Consider the following 20,055-nt stretch of genomic DNA (forward strand, 5'->3'; position numbering starts at 1 on the left):
TGGCGTTCTGTTAATGCCAGTATAGCGGGAGGTTGTTTCCAAAAGGTTCAGAGTTGTATCGGAGTTGTAACATTTCTTGATTTCCTCTGTTCAAGCAGTCGGCTTGGGATACAGAATATAGACAGATGAAATTCATAGAGCAGGGAGATTACGAATGTATTATGAGACCAAAAGAGATATTAATCATCGAAGATGAAGAGTCCATTCGCGATATATTGTCCTATTCGCTTCGCAAGGAAGGGTTCGAGATCAAGGAGGCGGCTTCGGGCAGGGAAGGATTGAATTTGCTGCGGGAGTCGAGGCCCGATCTGATTCTACTTGACCTGATGTTGCCCGATATGAGCGGCTTCGATGTGTGCAGACAGTTGTCTGTGAATTCCAAAATCCCGGTAATCATGATTACGGCAAAGTCCGATATGCTGGATAAGGTGCTTGGTATGGAACTGGGGGCCGACGATTACATTACAAAGCCTTTTGATATCCGCGAAGTGGTTGCCCGCATCCGGGCTATTTTCCGCCGGATCGATCTCATCAGCGAAACGCTGGAGAACCAGTCTTACGAAGTCGTTAGGTTAGGCAAACATATCGAGATTCGTAAGGATGAGCGCGAGGTGTGGAAGGACGGAGAACGGGCAGGGCTCACCAACAAGGAGTATGATCTGCTACTCTTCCTCGTGAACCACCACCGCAAAGTACATACACGTTCAGAGCTGCTGGACAAGGTGTGGGGATTTGATTTTGCAGGAGATACGCGTACCGTGGACATCCACGTTCAGCGCATTCGCAAAAAGCTGGATAGCGGCGATCAAGGCATATCGATGATTGAAACGGTATTTGGCGTAGGGTACAAGCTGAATATTCAGGTGCAGACATGAAATGGACGATTCAGTTCAAGATGGTTGTGCTGTTCTCGGTGATCGTTTTTATCGGTTTCTCGGCACTGCTAATTCTGTCCAACAAGGTTGCTCAAGAGAATATGTATCGTGAAGTGCGAGAGGATATGGTGCAATCCAAAAAAAATCTGGATATCGCCTTGAATCAGTACTTTCTCATACATAACAAACGGATCAGCAAAGATTCGCTGGAAGCAGGCAGCCGGGAATTAAAAGAGCAGATTGGCTCTGCTGTGGGTGGAAGCATTACGCTCTATCGTCCCGATGCCTCTATGTATGGCTCCAGCACCAGTGAAGGGAAACTGGTCAAACATACAGAGATAGAGGATTTGAGAGAAGCGATGCAATCTCGCATTGCCTATACGACAAAGGTGGATCAAGGACGGGTTGTCGCAAGCCTTTCTTTTCCGATTCAGAGTGACCAGCAACTTGTCGGCATTGTGCAACTCGAAAAGGATTATACGGATCTTTACCGACGCAATATGCGCTTTCAGGATACAATTAAGCTGTTCGCAGCGACGATATTTGTGTTCGTTTTCATTGCTTCGATTTTTATTTCCCGGAAAATTACACAGCCCATTCGTGTGCTGACAAAGCGTTCTGCCGAAGTGGCTCAAGGTAGCCTGAATGCGGATATTCAGATTGCCACGAAGGATGAGATTGGGGAACTGGCGGCGAGCTTCACGGTCATGATTGACCGGGTAAGAGAGCAGATCGATGTGATTGAGCGAGAACGGGACGAAGTGAAACAAGTACAGGCACGAAGCAAGGTTTTTTTTGACAATGTGACACATGAATTAAAAACACCGCTGACGACCATTCTGGGCTATGCGCAGATTTTGCGGGATAATGGATTCACCGACCCGGATTTCTTCGACAAGGGCATGAATTATATCATCAAGGAAAGCCGTCGTCTGAATACGATGGTTGCGGATATTTTGGAAGTGTCCGTGTCTTCGGCAGTGATTGAGAACTACCGTTTTGCACGGGTTGACGTCTCGGAAGTTATTCGGGAAGCGTGTGAGGACATGTCGATCAAGGCAGGCAAATACAATATCGGCATTCATTATGAACTTGAAGAAGAGCTATATGTACGGGGGGATCGGGACAAGCTGAAAGAGGTATTCCTGAACGTACTGGATAACTCGGTCAAGTATAGTGATGTGAATTCGATCATTGAAGTGCAGTCCTCGCGGGAAGAACAGTCTATTGCCATTATGATTCGAGATCAGGGAGAAGGCATCGGTGAAGAAGCCCTGAATCATGTGTTTGAACCCTTTTACCAGGATAAGGGCATGAACCGTGTCGAAAAAGGCAGTGCCGGCCTGGGGCTGTCGATTGTGAAAAACATTGTGGAGCGTCATGGAGGAACAGTGGAGATGAAAAGCATCATGCGGGAAGGGACGCAAGTCCATATCCGCCTGCCGGGGGATCGAAACACATGAAATATACCGGCTTTTGGCGTAAACATCGCGATAAGCTGATGCTGTCCGGGCTACTCATTGCCTTTGTCGGGGGGATATTCGGGATTGGCAGTCTGTTCAGCATGAGTCACCTTAAACCACGTACTGTGATATTGCCTGGTGAGCAATTCAACAGTCGTCTCGCGCCCCCATCGAGCAGTACAATCCAAATCGAGTCAGCGACTAAAATTCCGAATGATTTTGTTATTTATGATTTTGATATGGGGGATCGGAATACGATTGTTGTTAACAGTACCGAACGTTCGTATACAGGACTGCGGTTGCTCAAGTTACATCTGGATGATAACCAGGTGAAAGAGATCAGTGGCAACACGGATTTTGGCGTTGTACTGAGCCCGGATCGAACCAAGCTGATGTATGCTCAGTATCGTTCGGGACAAGCCCAGCGCACGGCTTTTATATACGATATGAAAAGTGGTGAACGAACCAAACTAGGCAAGGAACATTCCTATTTCAGGGAGTTTCTCAGTAACGACACATCCATCAGTCATGATGATCGTGGTTTCATTCAGACCGATCTGAGAACGGGCAAAGAAGAGATCCTGTTTTCCGATGAGGTCATGATGAAGAAAGTCGGAGTAGAGACACATGAGGATAAGTCGGGCAAGAATTACATCGTTATTGACAGTTTTGAGATTAGTCAGGATATGAAGCAGGCTTATGTTCTGGTCATGCACAAGGATGATTTTGCCGTCTATCGTGTGTCGCTGGAGAAAAATCCGGACGTGTCCTTATACCTGAGATCGAAGGATATCCAGCAATACCATCTGTTGAAAAATGGGGATATGATCTTTCAGGGTGAAGTGAATCAGGTGCAGGGACTATATCGATATCAGGTGGAAAAAAATAAGCTGAACTTGCTGGCCAAGGGCACATTCTGGAATTTTGATCTGAGCGCGGACGAATCCCGAATTGCTTATCTGAATACATTGGAAAATCAGAAAAATGAGCTTCATATTGCTTTCCTCAATGATCAGAACTTGTCCTCTGATACGGTGATCTACCGGAATATCAACAATTTTATCAAGCTGAAATGGTTTGAGGAAGAACTGTTCATGGCAAGCAGCACCGCCAGCAAGAGTGAGTTGTATCGTTTTAGCTTTAAGGCATGGTAGGTTTATGACAGGAGCACTACCCGGCGAGAGGTCGATTCATGTAGAGAATTTGCTGCCACAGCCTTAGTTTTATTCAGATATTAGAAAGAACATATATCCCTGCGGGCAAGCATTGTACGCTCTGCCGCAGGGCTTTTTGTGTTGACATGTTACAAGTTGGATACAACTGCGTCCTGCCCCGATACATCTGCGCACTATAATAAAGTGAGATACACAGAAATACATAATCAGGAAATGGAAAGGAAGACAAGCCACGAATGCTTCAAGTTGAACAGGTATCCCATGCCTTCCGCAATGCACAGGGCGATGTTCCCGTGCTGCAAGATATTAATCTGACGATTCAAGAGGGGCAGATGGTTGCGCTGCTGGGTAGTTCAGGTTCAGGGAAGTCCACACTGCTGAATCTGATGGCTGGTTTAATGAAGCCAACACAAGGCAAGATTTGGATCGCAGGACAGGATATTGTGCGTTTCAGTGAGAATCGTCTGGCGGAGTTTCGGCGTAGTCACATTGGATTTATATTTCAATCCTACGAGCTGTTGTCCAATCTGACGATCCGGGAAAATGTAGAGTTGCCTTTGGTATTTATGGGAATAAGACCATCCAAACGTAAAGAAAAGGCGCTTCGCCTACTAGAACAAGTGGGGCTCGGCGATAAGACGAATCTCTTTCCGTCGCAGTTATCAGGTGGTCAGCAGCAACGGGTCAGTATCGCCCGCTCGCTCATCACGGAGCCTTCGGTTATCTTCGCAGATGAACCGACGGGTAATCTGGATACAGAGACCGAGGAAGAGATTCTTTCCATTTTGCAGCAACTGAACAGAGAGATGAAAACAACCTTTGTCATTGTGACACACGAAGCCGAGGTGGCTGAACAGATGCAGGTTGTACTGACGTTACAGCAGGGGAGATTGGTTGAACAGCAACAGGTTGCCCAGTTGCAGCATGTATGAGAGTTCATGTAAAAGGAGAGGAACAGTGAGAATACGGGACGTAGTGCGCATGGCCTGGGGACAGATCATTCGGCGCAAAGTGGTCACATTACTCTGCATGATCGGTCTGTCAATCGGTTCGGCAGCGATGATTATTGCACTGAGTGTGGGGCAGTCGGTACAGACATACAGCGAGAAAACGTTGAATGATAACTACAAGATGGACGAGATTACGATCAGCCCGAACGAGGGAATCAAAACGGGAAATGGAAGCGGCGGAGGCACGAAGAGTAAGTTTGAACGCGGCGCGCTGACGATGGAGAAAATTCGGATTATTCAGCGCCTTCCTCACGTTGTCGCTGTGGCTCCTATGCTGAAACTGGATGCGCTCGATATGGTGCTTCCGGATGGGCGCAGCTCCTACGTGGAAGTGATTGGAACCGAGATGCAGACGTTGAGCGGGTTCGGATACAAATATGCACAGGGCAGCGGAACTGGAAATGGCCGAGTTGCAATTGTGAATTATGGAGCGACCTACGGCTTTATTGATTCCAAAGTGACTCAAAAGCTGTTTGAGCAGTTGAATTCCGATCCCTATAACAATGATCTTTTGCAACAGTACAATGAGATGATGATGAAGCAGGATCAACTGATGCAGCAACGTATACAATTTCGGTATGAGGATTTTACGAATGGCAGAAAGACCAAGATGAGTGGAACGATACGTGTATCGGGTGAACTAGCCAAACCGTCCAATATGGATGATATGAGTGCTCAGAATGACAAAAAAGTATATGTTCCGCTGGATACGGCGCGTGCTTTGCAAGATGAGCTTGGACTACAACAGGCTGACAGCCCTGCGCTCAAACGTCTTAATTCCGCATTAGTGAAAGTGGATAACAAACGGCATGTGGCTCAGGTGGAAGAGCAGATCAAAAAGCTGACGTTAAACACGCAAAGTAATCTTTTCCAGGAAGAAGCCATGGCTGGGCAGCTTGCGATGTACCAGAAAGCAGCCATCGGTATTGGCGGTTTTATTATGGTGCTGGCTTCACTGTCCATTATTGTGGCAATGATCATGTCCACGCATCAGCGGCGTAAGCAGATCGGGGTTATGAAGGTGCTTGGCGCCAACCTGTGGCAGATCCGTCAGATGTTTATTGCGGAGGCAGCCATGCTGGGATTCATTGGCGGTGTGGCTGGGGTTGGGATTGCCTTTGCCGCGCTCGGCGGGGTGAACCAGCTACTCGCAAGTCAGATGGCGGATCAGGCGGGCGGACCGATGACAGTAATCATTCAGCAATCGGCATTGCCGCTGGGGATTGTTTTTGCCGTACTTGTCGGTGTGGTATCGGGTATCTATCCAGCCATCAGTGCATCGCGAACCAATGCGCTAAGTGTGATTAAATCGATGTGATGGATCTACGGAAAGGCTGACGTGCATGGCTGAACGTGGAACATTTGGAGATATGAACAGACTCAAACTTTTCAGTGGAAGGGAACTAAGCATGAAGAAATGGATCAGCATCATCACTACGATTGTACTTATGGCAGGTGCAGGGTACTGGGTATATGAGAAATACAAACCCCAGCCGGAAGCACCCGTTGAGACTCCTCCGCCTATCACTTTTGATGTGACACAGGAGACGATGACACAGACCATCCAAGTGAAAGGGAAATCGGTCTATACCGAGCAGACGGACGTGTTTGCACCGTATGCTTCCAACATTAAACAGTGGCATGTCAAGAACGGAGAACAAGTGAAAAAAGGGGATGTTTTGTTCACGCTCGATACGTCGGCATTACAGACAGAAGTCAGTCAGATGCAGAGTGATCTGGACAAAGCACGGTTAGATGTGGAGATGAATCAGATCAGCATCGACCAGGCCGGCATGACCGAAACATTAGGTGTGACGGAAGAGGAACGTAAAAAAGCATTCGCGGACCGGGAGAGCAAACGTCTGGCGAACGAACTTAGCCAAAAGGCTTTGGTTCTCAAAGAGCAGGAAATCCGCAAGAAGCAGGATGTTATGAGCAAGGCAGTGGTGCATGCCGCGACCACAGGGATCTTTCAGTTGAATGAGCAGGATAACAAAACACGGGCCGTTACGGAAGGGCAGTTAATCGGCTCAATCACGAACACGGGCAAAATGAAATTCAATACTATTGTCGGTGAGGAAGAGATGTTCAAGCTGAAGGAGGGCATGCCGGTACAGGTGCGCATGAGTGCGCAGAAGGATCTGAAATTTACCGGAAAAGTAAGCAAGGTATCCAAATTTGCCCGGAAAAGTACGGATACCGATCTGAAGCAGGCCTCTCAGTTTGATGTTGTCATCGATCTGAAGCCGGATGCTCGCATGTATGGAGGTGTCAGTCTGGAAGGAGACATTGAAACGATGCGCAAGGACAAGGTGACTGCCGTATCGAGTCTCGCCATTATGCGTGATCAGCCTGAACCTTACGTGTTAGTGGATAAAGGGAACGGACAGACGGAGCAGCAGGCGGTTAAGACAGGCATGGAATCCGGAGATAAAACCGAGGTTGTTAGTGGTTTGAAGCCAGGGGATGTTGTTGTTATTCCATAGGGGGATGTGAAGGTTCATTGCGGTCTCGTGCCGTAATGAACCTTTATTTGTTGCGACAGAGAGGAGCAAATTCCTTCTTTTTATGTGGAAAAAAATATAATTTAATTTATATAATTCAATTTACAGTAATATTTACATGTCGTATAATCACACTATAAGGAGGTGAACAAGCAGTCATACGCGAGATCACATTTTTTTTCAAGTTTTAATGGAAAGCGCTTACGCAAAGTTAGTTCGCATTCAACGTTCTCTTCACACTTCAATTCCAAGATGATGATTTAACTACTCCACCACGGTTTACTCTCAAGATTCCACCCCCACACAAGCTCACACAGCAATTCTACTGAAAACACCCGACGTTTATTTTTATTTGCTTTTTGACTTCAGCCCTTTTAATTACGGAGGTGACCGAAACACCACACATTTTTTCATGCACTTTGTGCCATGCATCCTGCTTCTACACAGAGGAACAGCAGACATGAGTCGAGACCAATCTTATCTAAGGGAAAGGTGGAACTATGAAGAAAACATTGAAAACCAAATCAAGAGGCCAGAAGCTGCTGCGTAAAGGTGTAAAACAAATGATGGCAGCTGCGCTGCTTGCAGCAGGGATCTTCCCTGGCATGTCTCCAGGTGTGACACAGGCAGCGGAGGCGCATGTGAACAATCCATTTGTGGGCGCCACGGCTTATCTCAATGAGGACTACTCTGCACTTGTGGACACCTCTATTGCAATTACCAGTGATGCTTCGCTGAAAGCGAAGATGGAAACGGTGAAATCTTACCCTACTGCGGTATGGATCGACCGTATTGCAGCCATCTATGGCGGGGCTGAGAATGCTGGTCGCAAGAGCGTGGAAGAGCATCTGGATGCGGTTCTCGCTCAGAAGAAGCCAGGCGTACCTATTACGGCGTCTTTCGTTATCTACAACTTGCCGGGTCGGGACTGCCATGCCCTCGCTTCTAACGGGGAGCTTCCTTTAACCCAGGCAGCATTGCAAACGTATAAAACGGATTACATTGACGTAATTGCAGATATTTTTGCTGATCCCAAATATCAGGACATCCGCATTATCGCTGTTATTGAGCCAGATAGTTTGCCTAACCTGGTAACCAATCTGAGCACACCAGCTTGTGGTCAAGCGGCTTCAACGGGGATTTATGAAGCCGGGATTAAATATACGCTCGACAAGCTCCATGCGATTCCAAACGTATACAACTATCTCGATATCGGTCACTCCGGCTGGCTCGGATGGGATAACAACCGTTCTGGAGCGGTCGCCCTCTATACCGATGTAGTCGGGGATACGCTGGGTGGACTGAGCAGTGCGGATGGATTCATTACGAATACTGCCAATACTACACCGCTGGCTGAACCAAACCTGTCTAATCCGGATCTGAACATTGGTGGACAACCGATCCGTTCAGCTAAGTTCTATGAATGGAATCCTTATTTTGACGAAACCGATTTCACAGCGAAGTTGTATGCCGATTTCGTACAGGCAGGATGGCCAGCGAGCACGGGTTTCCTTATTGATACCAGCCGTAACGGATGGGGCGGTGTGAATCGTCCAGCTACAGCTACAGGCAGCAATATCAATGATTATGTGAATTCTGGTCGTGTGGATCGCCGTGAGCACCGGGGGAACTGGTGTAATGCAAGCGGAGCAGGTATCGGAGAAGCACCGAAGGCAGCTCCGGGACCAGCGCATCTGGATGCCTATGTATGGGTGAAACCTCCAGGTGAATCCGATGGCTCCAGTTCCGAAATTCCGAACAATGAGGGTAAAGGCTTCGACCGGATGTGTGATCCAACGTATACAACGAAAGATGGGGTGCTGACTGGTGCATTGCCTAACGCGCCGGTATCAGGTCACTGGTTCCATGATCAGTTCGTACAACTGGTGAAGAACTCCTTCCCTGTACTCTCTGAGAATGGTGGAGGCAACCCTCCAGGTGGAAACACAGCACCGGCAGCTCCTGCTACACTAACAGCTGCGGCCGGTAATGCTCAAGTGACGTTGACATGGGCGGCATCGACAGGTGCGACGAGTTATACGGTGAAACGTGCGCTGACGGCATCCGGTCCATTTGTAACGGTTGCTGCCAATGTCAGCGGAACAACTTACACCAACACGGGCTTGACGAATGGGACAACGTACTATTATGTCGTGACAGCAAGTAATGCAGCAGGCGAGAGTGTGAACTCTGCATCTGCTATGGCAACACCGGCATCAGTTGCAACGGCTCCGGCGGCACCAACAGCGTTGACAGCAACAGCTGGCAATGCACAGGTGAGTCTGGCTTGGACAGCTTCGGCAGGTGCGACCAGCTATAATGTGAAACGTGCTCTGACGGCAGCGGGTCCGTTCACGACGGTTGCATCCAATGTAACTGCAACGTCGTATATCAATACTTCGCTGACCAATGGCACAACCTACTATTATGTGGTGAGTGCGGTGAATGCAGCTGGGCAAAGTGCTAATTCTACTGTAGCCTCTGCGACACCAGCGGGTGTGGTTGTACCAACTAGTGATCTGGTGGTGCAATATCGTGCAGGGGATACCAATGCAACGGATAACCAGATCAGACCGTTGTTCAACATCAAAAACCTGGGCAGCACTGCAGTGGATCTGAGTGATTTGAAACTTCGTTATTATTTCACCAAAGAAGGTTCGGCGGCGATGGATTCTGCCATTGACTGGGCAGTGGTTGGCGCAGCCAACATCGACCGTACCTTTGGAGATGGATATGTTGAGCTGAGCTTCAAGTCCGGCGCAGGAAGCATTGCTGCGGGCGGACAATCCGGAGACATTCAGCTTCGCATGTTCAAAACGGACTGGTCCAACTTTGACGAGAGCGATGACTATTCCTATGACCCAACGAAAACATCCTATCAGGATTGGGATAAAGTCACACTCTATCAAGACGGCAGTCTTGTATGGGGAATTGAGCCTTAAAGGTCATACATTTGGTGATTTAGTGCTAAGGTACGTGTGAGTGTACGCACAACTTATCAAAACAGAGCTGTTTTCTGGTCATTCATTGACCGGGGGCAGCTCTGTTTTTGTCTAACGATCACAGGGGAGCTTATTTGGTGAAAAAGAGACATGATGAAATTCTAACGATCCGTAGCGACGCTATTTCGAGGAATTTTGGTGATTTCGATGTAATATGCCTTGTTTGGGAGGAAATAAGGTCACTGGTGATCGTTAGAATTCAAAAGTGGTTGAAAACGACTGAATAGGCTCCGTGGAGATCGTTAGAATTTTTTAGAAGGACGTGTTTGTTGAAAAAGCATAATAGGATAAATAAGCTTGGAGCGCTATCCGACGGTTTGGAAGAATGAGCTATAATGATAAGCCTTTGAAGATTGTTCAATTTTCATTTTTCATCATTCACCGTTGTACACTCTGACCGAGATACACTGAATATTGATCGTTTTGCACGGATATTTGCCTATGGTTAGGCGGTAAGGATGTCTATAATAGTACCCGATGGATGGTAACTCTTGCTACGAAGAAAGTGAAGGCGTGGAAGGGGGATCGGAGGAACTGGAGAAGGAAGTACGTCAGGCCAACTAAATTCTTTCTAGAATTTCATTTCGCTTCATAATGTAAGCGCAACCATTTTTCCTTTGATGTATGAAAATGAACCTGACCTAACATGAGCACGAATCTGATCTTCGTATGAACACGAAATTGACCAGACCATTAACATGTTCAGGTAGAAGTATCATTACCCATTCTAACCAGGGAGAGTGAAGGTTGATGAACTTAAGATCAGTAGAAGATAATCGAATTAAACATAGTAACAGCACTGACGATAGAACCCATGTCAGTACGAATGTCAGCCAAAAGAAGAGCGCTAGCACTCATAGGTCAAAACGATCACGCATGCCTCTCGGGGCCAAAGTGCTCTCTTCTGCACTCAGCTTGGCTTTAATTCTTAGTGGAACCGCCGGGATCAGTGGAGCGGATGCTTCACAATCCCAAGCTCAATCTCAGGGGAAAAGCATTCAACTGGAGAAGCTGGATCGCGGGCTGGTAGCGGCTTCGACGTCCGAAGGTGTGTTTCTAAGCTGGAGATTGCTTGGGGACGAGGCAACAGGGTACAGTGACAAGGGGCTGACCGGGACGGATTTCAACGTTTATCGGGATGGTAAAAGAATTGCAACGGTCACAGACAGCACGAACTATGTGGACAGCGCAGGTACGACATCTTCACGTTATGAAGTTGCCGCCGTGAATAACAAAGGTAAAGAAAGCAAACGAAGCGCATCCGTCAAACCTTGGGCGAACGGGTATATGGATATTCCTTTGCAAAAGCCGGCTGACGGTGTGACACCTGCGGGTGAAGCATACACCTACAGTGCCAATGACATGAGTGTTGGTGATGTGGATGGGGATGGTCAGTACGAGTTTTTTGTGAAATGGGACCCATCCAATGCTAAGGACGTATCGCAAAAAGGATATACCGGTAATACCTACGTTGATTGTTATACGCTGGACGGTCAGCTGTTGTACCGGATCGATCTCGGGGTTAACATTCGTGCGGGAGCGCATTATACGCAGATGCTTGTCTATGATTTTGATGGAGATGGCAAGGCTGAACTGATGTTCAAGACCGCTCCGGGCACACAAATTATGAAGTACAACAAAAAGGGCAAACCAACCTCACAAAAGTACATCACACTGCCGAAGGAAGATCGCAAAGCCGGGGTGACACACGAGGACGATTATCGCCTCAGTGCGGAAGGGTACTATGACCATGTGGTCGATATGTTCCGGAACTGGCATAAACACGAAGAGGTTGTAAAAGGAAACTGGCCTGCGACACTGGAAGAGGCATTTGGAATCGAGAAGAAGTACAACTATCCGTTATCCCGGCAGGATGCGGAAAGTCTGGCCGACTATTTTATAGATGTATACGCACCGCAGCGGAGCGCCCGCAATGAATTGCGCAAGTTCGAAGGGTTTATTGTGGACGGGCCGGAGTATATTACCGTATTTGAAGGCAAGTCGGGAAAAGAATTACAGACCGTCCCGTATGAACCCGAACGTCATGATGACGGCCTGATGTGGGGCGATTATGCGATGGCACGCATTGAACCGGCAAACCGGGTAGACCGTTTCCTGGCTGGGGTTGCGTACCTGGATGGCAAGAAACCGTCTGCGATTTTTGCACGCGGATATTATACTCGCTCCACCATGGCTGCCTACAACTGGGATGGCAAGAAACTGAAAAAAGAGTGGATGGTAGACAGTGGCTGGACACCGATGAAAAATCCGTTCAATGACGGGCCGCACGGTGTGGATGGCACAGATCCGCAGTACGGTTCGATTACAACACAGGGAGCACACTATTTCAGTGTGGCGGATGTAGACGGTGACGGCAAACAGGAGATTATCTATGGTTCGGCTACGATTGACCACGATGGTAGTGTGTTATATAGTTCCACCGATGTGATGCCGCCCGAGAGTGCTGCACCGGGAACGATTGCCCGTCTAGGACACGGAGATGCACTGCATGTGGCAGATATCGACCCGGATCGCCCGGGACTGGAGATCTTTATGGTACATGAGGGCGGACCTTGGGCGCCGTACGGATATTCCCTGCGTGATGCGAAGACCGGAGAAGTCATTTATGGCGGATATACAGGCAAAGATACCGGACGCGGTATGGTCGGAGATGTCGATCCAACCCGGCGCGGGCTGGAGACATGGGCTGTCGGATTATGGACGGCACAGGGTGAAAAAATAAGTGATCAGGCGCCCGGAACCAATATGAGCATTCGCTGGGCCGCCGACATGACCACCCAAATCGTAGACGGTGCCATCGATGTTACGCCTACGATCAAGGATTGGAAACGCGGCACAGTGCTGACCGCGACGGGAACCTTAACCAACAATCACACGAAAGGTACACCTTCGCTAGTTGCCGATGTATTCGGAGACTGGCGTGAGGAGATGCTGGTGCGTACAGCCGACAGTTCAGCGATCCGCATCTATCTGAGCACCGAGAAAACAGATCGCAAGCTCTATACGCTCATGCATGATGCGATGTATCGTGTAGGTATTGCTGGACAGAACAGCGGATATAACCAGCCTTCGTATCCTTCCTTCTACATGGCATCGGATATCGATTGGTCGAAGGTGACGTTGCCGAACTTCTATACTCCGGGGAAAGGCAAAGGGGATAAATAAGACTGTCCGCTCAGATTAGAAAGAGAAATGATGTAAGCTAACCGCAAATAGCTCTGGAATTCGCTTCTGTGTAATGATCACGCAGAGAGATTCCAGAGCTTTTTTTGTACATCCAACTACTTCTCGATGTCTTCAGTCAAGTGTGTTGCGGAAGCAAATGATTCCAGCGTATATTGACCGTCCTGAATCAGTAACTTGGTGATGGAACACTCGGGAACGAGACGTTTCTGCTCAACCAGGAAATTCGGATGCCATCTGTTCAGTTCTTGTTCGGAAAACGTTTGCACCAGGAAATCGGTAATCAGACCGCCATGGGTAGCCAATACAATATGACTGCCGGTTGGCGCCTGTGTTGCCAGTTCGCCGAGCAAAGAGGCCAGCCGCGTGCCTGCCTGTTTGGCGGAGTCACCAACATGTGGAATGAACTCCGGGTCTGCGGTACACTGGTCCCATAAAGCTACAAATTGTTCGAAAGTCTGCTCGGGATCATCACCCCAATTCGCTCGTTCACGCAAGCGTGCATCTTCCGAGACGTCAGACCCGGTAAGGGAAGCAATGGCTTCGGCGGTTTCCTGTGCTCTCCGGAGTGGACTCGCTACGATCCGGTGGATGGGATATGGAGCTTTCGAGAAATGCCGGGCGGTCAATTGAGCCTGACGGCTACCTTCGGCAGTAAGTGGCACGTCTCCAATATCACTTTTTTTGACACCATGTCTGACCAGATAAAAGGTTGTACTCATCGCATGAAATCTCCTTCAACATTGGATTTAGAAATGGCAGATCATGATATAATGATTTTATACTAAGCTTATAGGAACTGAACGTTTCGATCCATTACAATTTGGAGGATATTAATATGAAAAAATTGTTTTTGTCATCTTCTTTTGTTGACACAGCAAGCTTGTTGAACACATTGGAAGAAACGTTAAACGGAAGGACCGTTACCTTTATTCCGACAGCTGCCGTTCCTGAACCATATGATGCATATGTACATGCGGGCAGGAAGGAGCTTGAGAAGTGGGGACTTATCGTACAAGAGTTGGAAGTATCCACGGCATCTTCTGAAGAAGTAGCAACCAAGTTGCAACAAAGTGACCTGATCTACGTGTCGGGTGGCAACACCTTTTTTCTGTTACAGGAGCTTCGCAGAAGTGGAGCAGAGAAATACATACAGGCTCACATCCAAGAAGGGAAAATATACATCGGAGAGTCGGCGGGTTCCATCATTCTCGCCCCTGATATTGCCTATGTGAAAGCTATGGATGATTGCGCGGTAGCACCGGACTTGTCCAGTTACGAAGGGCTGAATGCGGTTGATTTTTATCCCGTGCCGCATGTGGGTTGTCCCCCTTTTGTAGAGTCGGCAGCTCAGGTCATGGATGAGTATCAGTCCACATTGCCTCTCGTACCTATAACGAACTCCGAGGTTATTATCATAGATGGAGACCAGTACCGGATTAGTAGCATTTAACGTCGATTTCAATGATGTTTATTCAAAAATAGAGCGAATACATCTGTACGCCATATCGCGCTTGAAGGGAGGTTGTAGAGATGGGGACAGGATCAGGATCAGTAACGAATCATACACCATCCTTCTCAGGCAGTCTTTTTCAGGAACGCCTTCGCACCGAAGATTGGGGTCCGCGTTTTTTCGCTTATTATTACAAACAATGGGATGATTATCAGATGTCCTACCACACTCATGACTCCACGGAAATTATGTACATCATTACGGGCATGTGCCGAGTGGATGTGAGGATGGCAGATGGAAGCTCGGAACAGGCGGTGTTGAAAAAAGGACAGTTCATCCTGCTGGATGCAGGGGTTCCCCATCGGCTGTTGGTGCAGGATGGCGTGCCGTGCCGTGCCGAATGCTCAATGTAGAATTCGGTTTTGCGCGTACTGCATCTGGACAACTTACCATAAAGCAACTTGCGCTGGAAGAGGATACGGTTCATGCTTTTCTAACTCGATCTACTCCTTATCTTGTTTTGCCTGACCCGGAAGAAGTGTATCACACGATGAAAAGCCTGGTGCTTGAACTGGATCAGCGTGGTTTGCTGGAGCAAAGGCAAGTACAGACACAGGTACAGGTACAGGTACAGGCACAGGGGCAGGGACAGAAACAGGAACTGGAACAATCACAAGAGCAGACGAAATCTGGACCTCCTCCTGTACACATGCGGGTGATTCCTGCCGAAGAGCGAATGCTTCATCGTGAAGCCCGAAACCTGAGCTCCCCGGAGCAGGGGATGCTGGTACGCACTCTTTTTATCCAATTGCTCGTTCGGATTGCAAGACTGCGAGGCGAGATGGAACGAAGTGCACTGGATCAGACAGAGCTCTATGTCAAACGTACGATTGAATTCATGCATCACAATATGGATCGCAGTATTCAGATGAAAGATATCGCGGCAGCAGTCAATTTACATCCAGGGTATTTGCACCGCATTTTCCGTAATTATATGCAATGGACTCCGACCGATTATTTGACGATGCTACGGATGGAGAAGGCCAAGATGTTGCTGCAGCAGACCAATATTCCGATCTCCGAAATTTCAGACTATGTGGGTGTGGGCAGTAGGCAGTATTTTCATATGCTTTTCAAAAAGTATACGGGCCAGACACCTGTTCAATACCGGGATTCCATGGAGCGAATTCAGTGGAGTTACCCGGAGGAATTGGAGTAGAAGCAGGGCCGCCGTGCTGGAACAGGAGGGTAGAAACTAAATGTTGAACTGAAAGGGTATTCATGATATCCTTTGTTCAGAAGTAACCCATTCGTTGATAATGTAGTAGTAATTTAATATATTCAGGATTGTGACTGTTCGGCAGGCGATACCTAAATTGTTCGTAGTAAACATGAGTTGTGCATGTTACTGCTTCAATTTAGGTTTTTTTTATAGGGAATTTTGATTTTTCGAAGAATTTTATGAAATATTAACGGGACGAGCCTGTGATGAGTTGGGGGTGATGCAGATGAAGATTAGGAAAATTTTTAATAACAATGTGATTTTACTGACGGATGATAACGGGCACGAAATGATCGTGATGGGAAAAGGGATCGGGTATAACAAACATAACAGTGATGTTATCGACTTTTCACAAGTAGAGAAAAAGTTCGTCGTTGAAAAAGCAACGTCTGACAAACTGATGGGGCTGATTGGTGAGATTCCAACTGAACATCTGGAGTTGTCGAACGAAATTATTGAATATGCCGAACAACAGCTTGCTCTCAAATTCAGTGACAACATCTACATCACCCTGACAGATCATATCAGCTTCGCACTGAGAAGGTTCCCTGAAGGCATCATTGTGAAGAATGCTTTGCTGTGGGAGATCAAAAAATTCTATGCAGCCGAATATGAAGTTGCCTTTAAGGCGCTCCACATTATTGAACAGAAAACAGGTGTGAAGTTGCCAGAGGATGAGGCTGGTTCCATTGCCCTTCATTTTGTGAATGCACAGCAGCGTGGGCAGGATATGAAACAAACCTATCAGATGACGAAGATTGTTAACGATCTAGCCAATATTGTGAAATACCATTTTGGAATCAAACTGGACGAAAACTCGATTAATTACAGCCGTTTCCTCACACATTTGCGTTATTTTGCGTACCGAATTCTTCATGATGAGCTGATTCCGGAGGATCGAGATTCTTTATACGATCATGTAAAGGATAAGTACCCCGAATCGTACGCGTGCGCGAAAAAGATTAGAAACTACCTGGAGATTAACTACGAGAAAATAACAACGAATGAGGAAATGGTTTATTTCATGCTCCACATTCACCGGGTCACGAACCGTGAGCATGATCTGACGGAAGAATGAAGAAATATTGATACAAACTTATACATTAGGGATTGTGACTGTTCGGCAGGCGAAACCTGAACTGAGGCTTGTGTATTGACTAAGGTCAGTAAACGAGCTTCAGTTCAGGTTTTTATTTTGTCATCGTAATATGTCATCCGAAATGATGAAGTGAGATCTGAATTGTAGTGATTATTCAAAGTATGGGGGGAACAACATGGATCATCTCAAATTAGCTCAAAACATTGTAGACCGCGTTGGAGGAAGGGAGAACATTCAATCGCTGACTCACTGCGCTACCCGTTTACGATTTGTCTTGAACGATAATCGGAAAGCCGATGCAGACACACTCGAAAACACAGCAGGTATCTTGAAGGTGGTTGAAAGCGGCGGACAATTTCAGGTTGTTGTAGGCAATGACGTGTCCGAGGTGTACAAACATATCGTTGCAGAAGGGGAATTCGATGGAGCAGGTTCTGGTGCAAGCTCTGAAAAAGAAAAGAAGAGCATTCGTTCAGCCATCTTTGGCCTGATATCGGGCAGTCTAACGCCATTAATCCCGGTATTTGCCGGAGCTGGTCTGGTCAAAGCACTGTTAATCGTTCTAGAAAGAGCAGGCTGGATTGCTGTGGATAGTGGAACATACGCGATATTGGCTGCTGCGGGGAACTCAATCTTTTATTTCCTGCCGATTCTTCTCGGCATCACGATTGCGAAAGTTCTCAATGTGAATTCTTATGTGGCGGCCGCAATCGGGGCTGCATTGATGGAGCCGAATTTTACGGCTTTGACAGCAGCAGGAACTACAACTCATTTCCTAGGCATTCCGGTATCGCTAATGAACTACGCTTCGTCGGTCTTTCCGATGTTTATCGCCGTTAGCATTTACGCGGTTCTGGAGAAGTTTTTAAAGAAGATCATGCACAAAAATGTGCAGTTGTTCGCGGTTCCGTTCTTCTCTCTTGTCATTATGGTACCGCTCACGGCCATGTTGATTGGTCCATTCGGGCAGTATGTAGGTCAGTGGATTGGGGATATTGTTAATTTCCTGATTAACAGTAACTCTGTCATCGCAGGTATTATTCTGGGAGGAACGTGGTCCTTCCTTGTATTGCTTGGACTACACTGGGCAACGGTGCCTATTATTATGGGGAATCTGAGCGCTGGGGGCGATCTCATTGCACCTCTTGCGGCAACATCCGTTGCGGCTTCGATGGGGATTGGTCTCGGGGTATTCCTGAAAACAAAGGATAAAGATCTTAAGGCCTTAAGCGGTTCATCTTTCCTGTCTGCGATCCTGTCCGGGGTTACTGAACCTATTCTGTATGGTATCATTCTGCGTTATCGCAAAACTCTCATCTATCTGGTAGCCGCTGGAGCCATTGCCGGTGGATTGATGGGATATCTCGGTGTGAAGTTGATTGTGTTCAATTTCTTCCTCAATGTGTTCACACTACCTGCCCAGAGTCCGATGTTGTATTACATTATTGGCGTGTTGACTGCGATTGCGGGCGGAGCCCTGTGTGTGGTGCTGTTTGGTTACGAGAGCAAGAAAAATGATCAGGTTGCTGAAGGTCTGAAGGTACAGAAAGACAAGAGTCATCAAGTGGCAAGCGAGAATGGAAGTGGAAATAAAAATGAACGTCAAAACGAAAGAGAAGGTAACCAGCAATTGATTTCTGGATCAGGTACGGGGAAAATGGAACAAAATGCTGCTGGGATCGACGCGAACGTTGCGATGGAAAGCCTGATTACGAGTCCACTCGAAGGAACGGTCATTCCGCTTCATGACGTGGAGGATGTCGTATTTTCCTCGGAGTCAATGGGGAAGGGCGTAGCCATCATTCCGTCCAAAGGTCAGCTCGTATCCCCGGTAGACGGGGTCGTGTCGGTCACGATGAAAAGTGCACATGCTATCGCAGTCACCTCGGACGAAGGTGTCGAAATTCTCATGCATATCGGCATAGATACGGTGAGATTAAAAGGGAAGTATTTTACTCAGAAGGTTCAGCAAGGGAACCGAATCCGTAAGGGAGAGGTACTGATTGAATTTGATATGGATCAGATTCGGAACGAAGGTTTTAAGCTGACCACGCCAATTGTGGTGACGAACTCCGATCAATTCCGCGATATTACGCCGTTGCTGTCAGAAGGAACGGTTGCTGTCACAGAGGAACTGTTATCTGTTCGATCCTAAATCAGATCAGAGGGGAATAGAGCAAGATGAAACTGATTGTTAATGCAGATGATTATGGCATCACGATGAGAGTGAGCGAAGGCATCATTCATGGAATGAAACAGGGTCTGATTACAGATACCTCGGCGTTGGTGAATTCGGTACATTTTGAGAAGAGTAGCGTTATGGCCCTTGAAGCGGGCATTACGTCTATGGGGGTTCATCTGAACCTGACGTTCATGACCCCTGTGCTGGAAGCTTCGGCTGTTCAGAGTATCGTGGACGAGTCGGGCCGTTTCTATCGAAAACCTGGACTTATTCCTTCGACCTATGATCCTGGGGAAGTACGCGCGGAGTTGAAGGCACAGATCGAGAAGTTTCTCGCTTCCGGGCTAACATTGAATCATCTGGATACCCATCATGGAGTGAGTGTGAAAAATGCACAAATGTTGGACTTGGTCATGGAACTGGCCCGGGAATATAACGTTCCCATGCGAAGAGATGATATCTTATCTCCGGAGTTGAACGGCAAGCTTGTGGATGCGGGGATTCGGTCTACGGATATATTGTGTGGTGATCCAGCTATGCCTACTCTGCAGGAATCATGGTTTCGCGGGGTACTGGATCAGTATAAGGAATCGGAAGATATCGTTGAGATTGCTGGGCATCCAGGTTATGCGGATGATGAACTGCGAAGTATCTCATCTCTGGTAGAGGAGCGTGAGCATGATCTTGCGGTGTTGCTCAATCCGGCACTACGGGAATATGTGGAGGAACAAGGGATTCAACTCATTAGCTATAGTCAACTGTAGTTGAGGATATGAGAAGAATTGAGAATAATAAGAAAAGATAAG

General features: G+C 47.5%; 15 protein-coding genes. 14 read left to right on the forward strand and 1 reads right to left on the reverse strand.

The annotated features are described in order from the left end of the window. The first annotated feature begins 161 nt into the window (after positions 1 to 161). The 8 genes from BLQ13_RS07425 (at position 162) to BLQ13_RS07460 (ending at position 13,215) form a co-directional block, all read left to right on the forward strand. Positions 162 to 875: a response regulator transcription factor gene (locus tag BLQ13_RS07425; protein WP_090917674.1), complete on the forward strand. Its 714-nt coding sequence runs from the start codon at positions 162 to 164 to the stop codon at positions 873 to 875. Next, entirely contained in the window at positions 872 to 2,338 is a 1,467-nt protein-coding gene (locus BLQ13_RS07430; protein WP_090917675.1) for a sensor histidine kinase, read from the forward strand. The genes BLQ13_RS07425 and BLQ13_RS07430 overlap by 4 nt, the downstream gene beginning before the upstream one ends. After that, positions 2,335 to 3,492: a hypothetical protein gene (locus BLQ13_RS07435; protein WP_090917677.1), complete on the forward strand. Its 1,158-nt coding sequence runs from the start codon at positions 2,335 to 2,337 to the stop codon at positions 3,490 to 3,492. The genes BLQ13_RS07430 and BLQ13_RS07435 overlap by 4 nt, the downstream gene beginning before the upstream one ends. A gap of 257 nt (positions 3,493 to 3,749) precedes the next feature. Further along, complete coding sequence (locus tag BLQ13_RS07440) at positions 3,750 to 4,445, forward strand: ABC transporter ATP-binding protein (RefSeq protein ID WP_090917679.1); 696 nt, start codon at positions 3,750 to 3,752, stop codon at positions 4,443 to 4,445. 25 nt (positions 4,446 to 4,470) lie between these two features. Next, positions 4,471 to 5,841 (forward strand): ABC transporter permease, encoded by a 1,371-nt coding sequence (locus tag BLQ13_RS07445; protein ID WP_167375668.1) that lies wholly within the window; start codon positions 4,471 to 4,473, stop codon positions 5,839 to 5,841. Between the two features lie 91 nt (positions 5,842 to 5,932). Continuing rightward, complete coding sequence (locus BLQ13_RS07450; protein WP_167375669.1) at positions 5,933 to 7,009, forward strand: efflux RND transporter periplasmic adaptor subunit; 1,077 nt, start codon at positions 5,933 to 5,935, stop codon at positions 7,007 to 7,009. 518 nt (positions 7,010 to 7,527) lie between these two features. Beyond that, complete coding sequence (locus BLQ13_RS07455; RefSeq protein ID WP_208606758.1) at positions 7,528 to 9,969, forward strand: glycoside hydrolase family 6 protein; 2,442 nt, start codon at positions 7,528 to 7,530, stop codon at positions 9,967 to 9,969. Positions 9,970 to 10,905: 936 nt separating this feature from the next. After that, positions 10,906 to 13,215, forward strand: a complete 2,310-nt coding sequence (locus BLQ13_RS07460; protein WP_090917684.1) for a rhamnogalacturonan lyase — start codon at positions 10,906 to 10,908, stop codon at positions 13,213 to 13,215. Between the two features lie 116 nt (positions 13,216 to 13,331). Here BLQ13_RS07460 and BLQ13_RS07465 read toward each other — a convergent pair whose 3' ends face one another. Beyond that, positions 13,332 to 13,955, reverse strand: coding sequence for a histidine phosphatase family protein (locus BLQ13_RS07465; protein ID WP_090917686.1), 624 nt, complete (start codon positions 13,953 to 13,955; stop codon positions 13,332 to 13,334). A 116-nt stretch (positions 13,956 to 14,071) separates the two neighbouring features. On the opposite strand from BLQ13_RS07465, the gene BLQ13_RS07470 reads away from it, so the two are divergent. The 6 genes from BLQ13_RS07470 (at position 14,072) to BLQ13_RS07490 (ending at position 20,013) form a co-directional block, all read left to right on the forward strand. Beyond that, complete coding sequence (locus BLQ13_RS07470; protein WP_090917688.1) at positions 14,072 to 14,686, forward strand: Type 1 glutamine amidotransferase-like domain-containing protein; 615 nt, start codon at positions 14,072 to 14,074, stop codon at positions 14,684 to 14,686. An 80-nt stretch (positions 14,687 to 14,766) separates the two neighbouring features. Next, positions 14,767 to 15,099, forward strand: coding sequence for a cupin domain-containing protein (locus BLQ13_RS28765; protein ID WP_244159246.1), 333 nt, complete (start codon positions 14,767 to 14,769; stop codon positions 15,097 to 15,099). Beyond that, a complete protein-coding gene (locus BLQ13_RS07475; protein WP_244159247.1) occupies positions 15,075 to 15,905 on the forward strand; it encodes a helix-turn-helix transcriptional regulator in 831 nt (276 codons plus the stop codon). Before BLQ13_RS28765 ends, BLQ13_RS07475 begins: the two co-directional genes overlap by 25 nt. A gap of 289 nt (positions 15,906 to 16,194) precedes the next feature. Beyond that, positions 16,195 to 17,046: a BglG family transcription antiterminator LicT gene (gene licT / locus BLQ13_RS07480; RefSeq protein WP_090917690.1), complete on the forward strand. Its 852-nt coding sequence runs from the start codon at positions 16,195 to 16,197 to the stop codon at positions 17,044 to 17,046. A 196-nt stretch (positions 17,047 to 17,242) separates the two neighbouring features. Continuing rightward, positions 17,243 to 19,222: a beta-glucoside-specific PTS transporter subunit IIABC gene (locus BLQ13_RS07485; RefSeq protein ID WP_090917692.1), complete on the forward strand. Its 1,980-nt coding sequence runs from the start codon at positions 17,243 to 17,245 to the stop codon at positions 19,220 to 19,222. Between the two features lie 26 nt (positions 19,223 to 19,248). Next, positions 19,249 to 20,013: a carbohydrate deacetylase gene (locus BLQ13_RS07490; protein WP_090917694.1), complete on the forward strand. Its 765-nt coding sequence runs from the start codon at positions 19,249 to 19,251 to the stop codon at positions 20,011 to 20,013. Positions 20,014 to 20,055 lie beyond the last annotated feature (42 nt).

Source organism: Paenibacillus polysaccharolyticus (assembly GCF_900102085.1).
Lineage (GTDB): Bacteria > Bacillota > Bacilli > Paenibacillales > Paenibacillaceae > Paenibacillus > Paenibacillus polysaccharolyticus.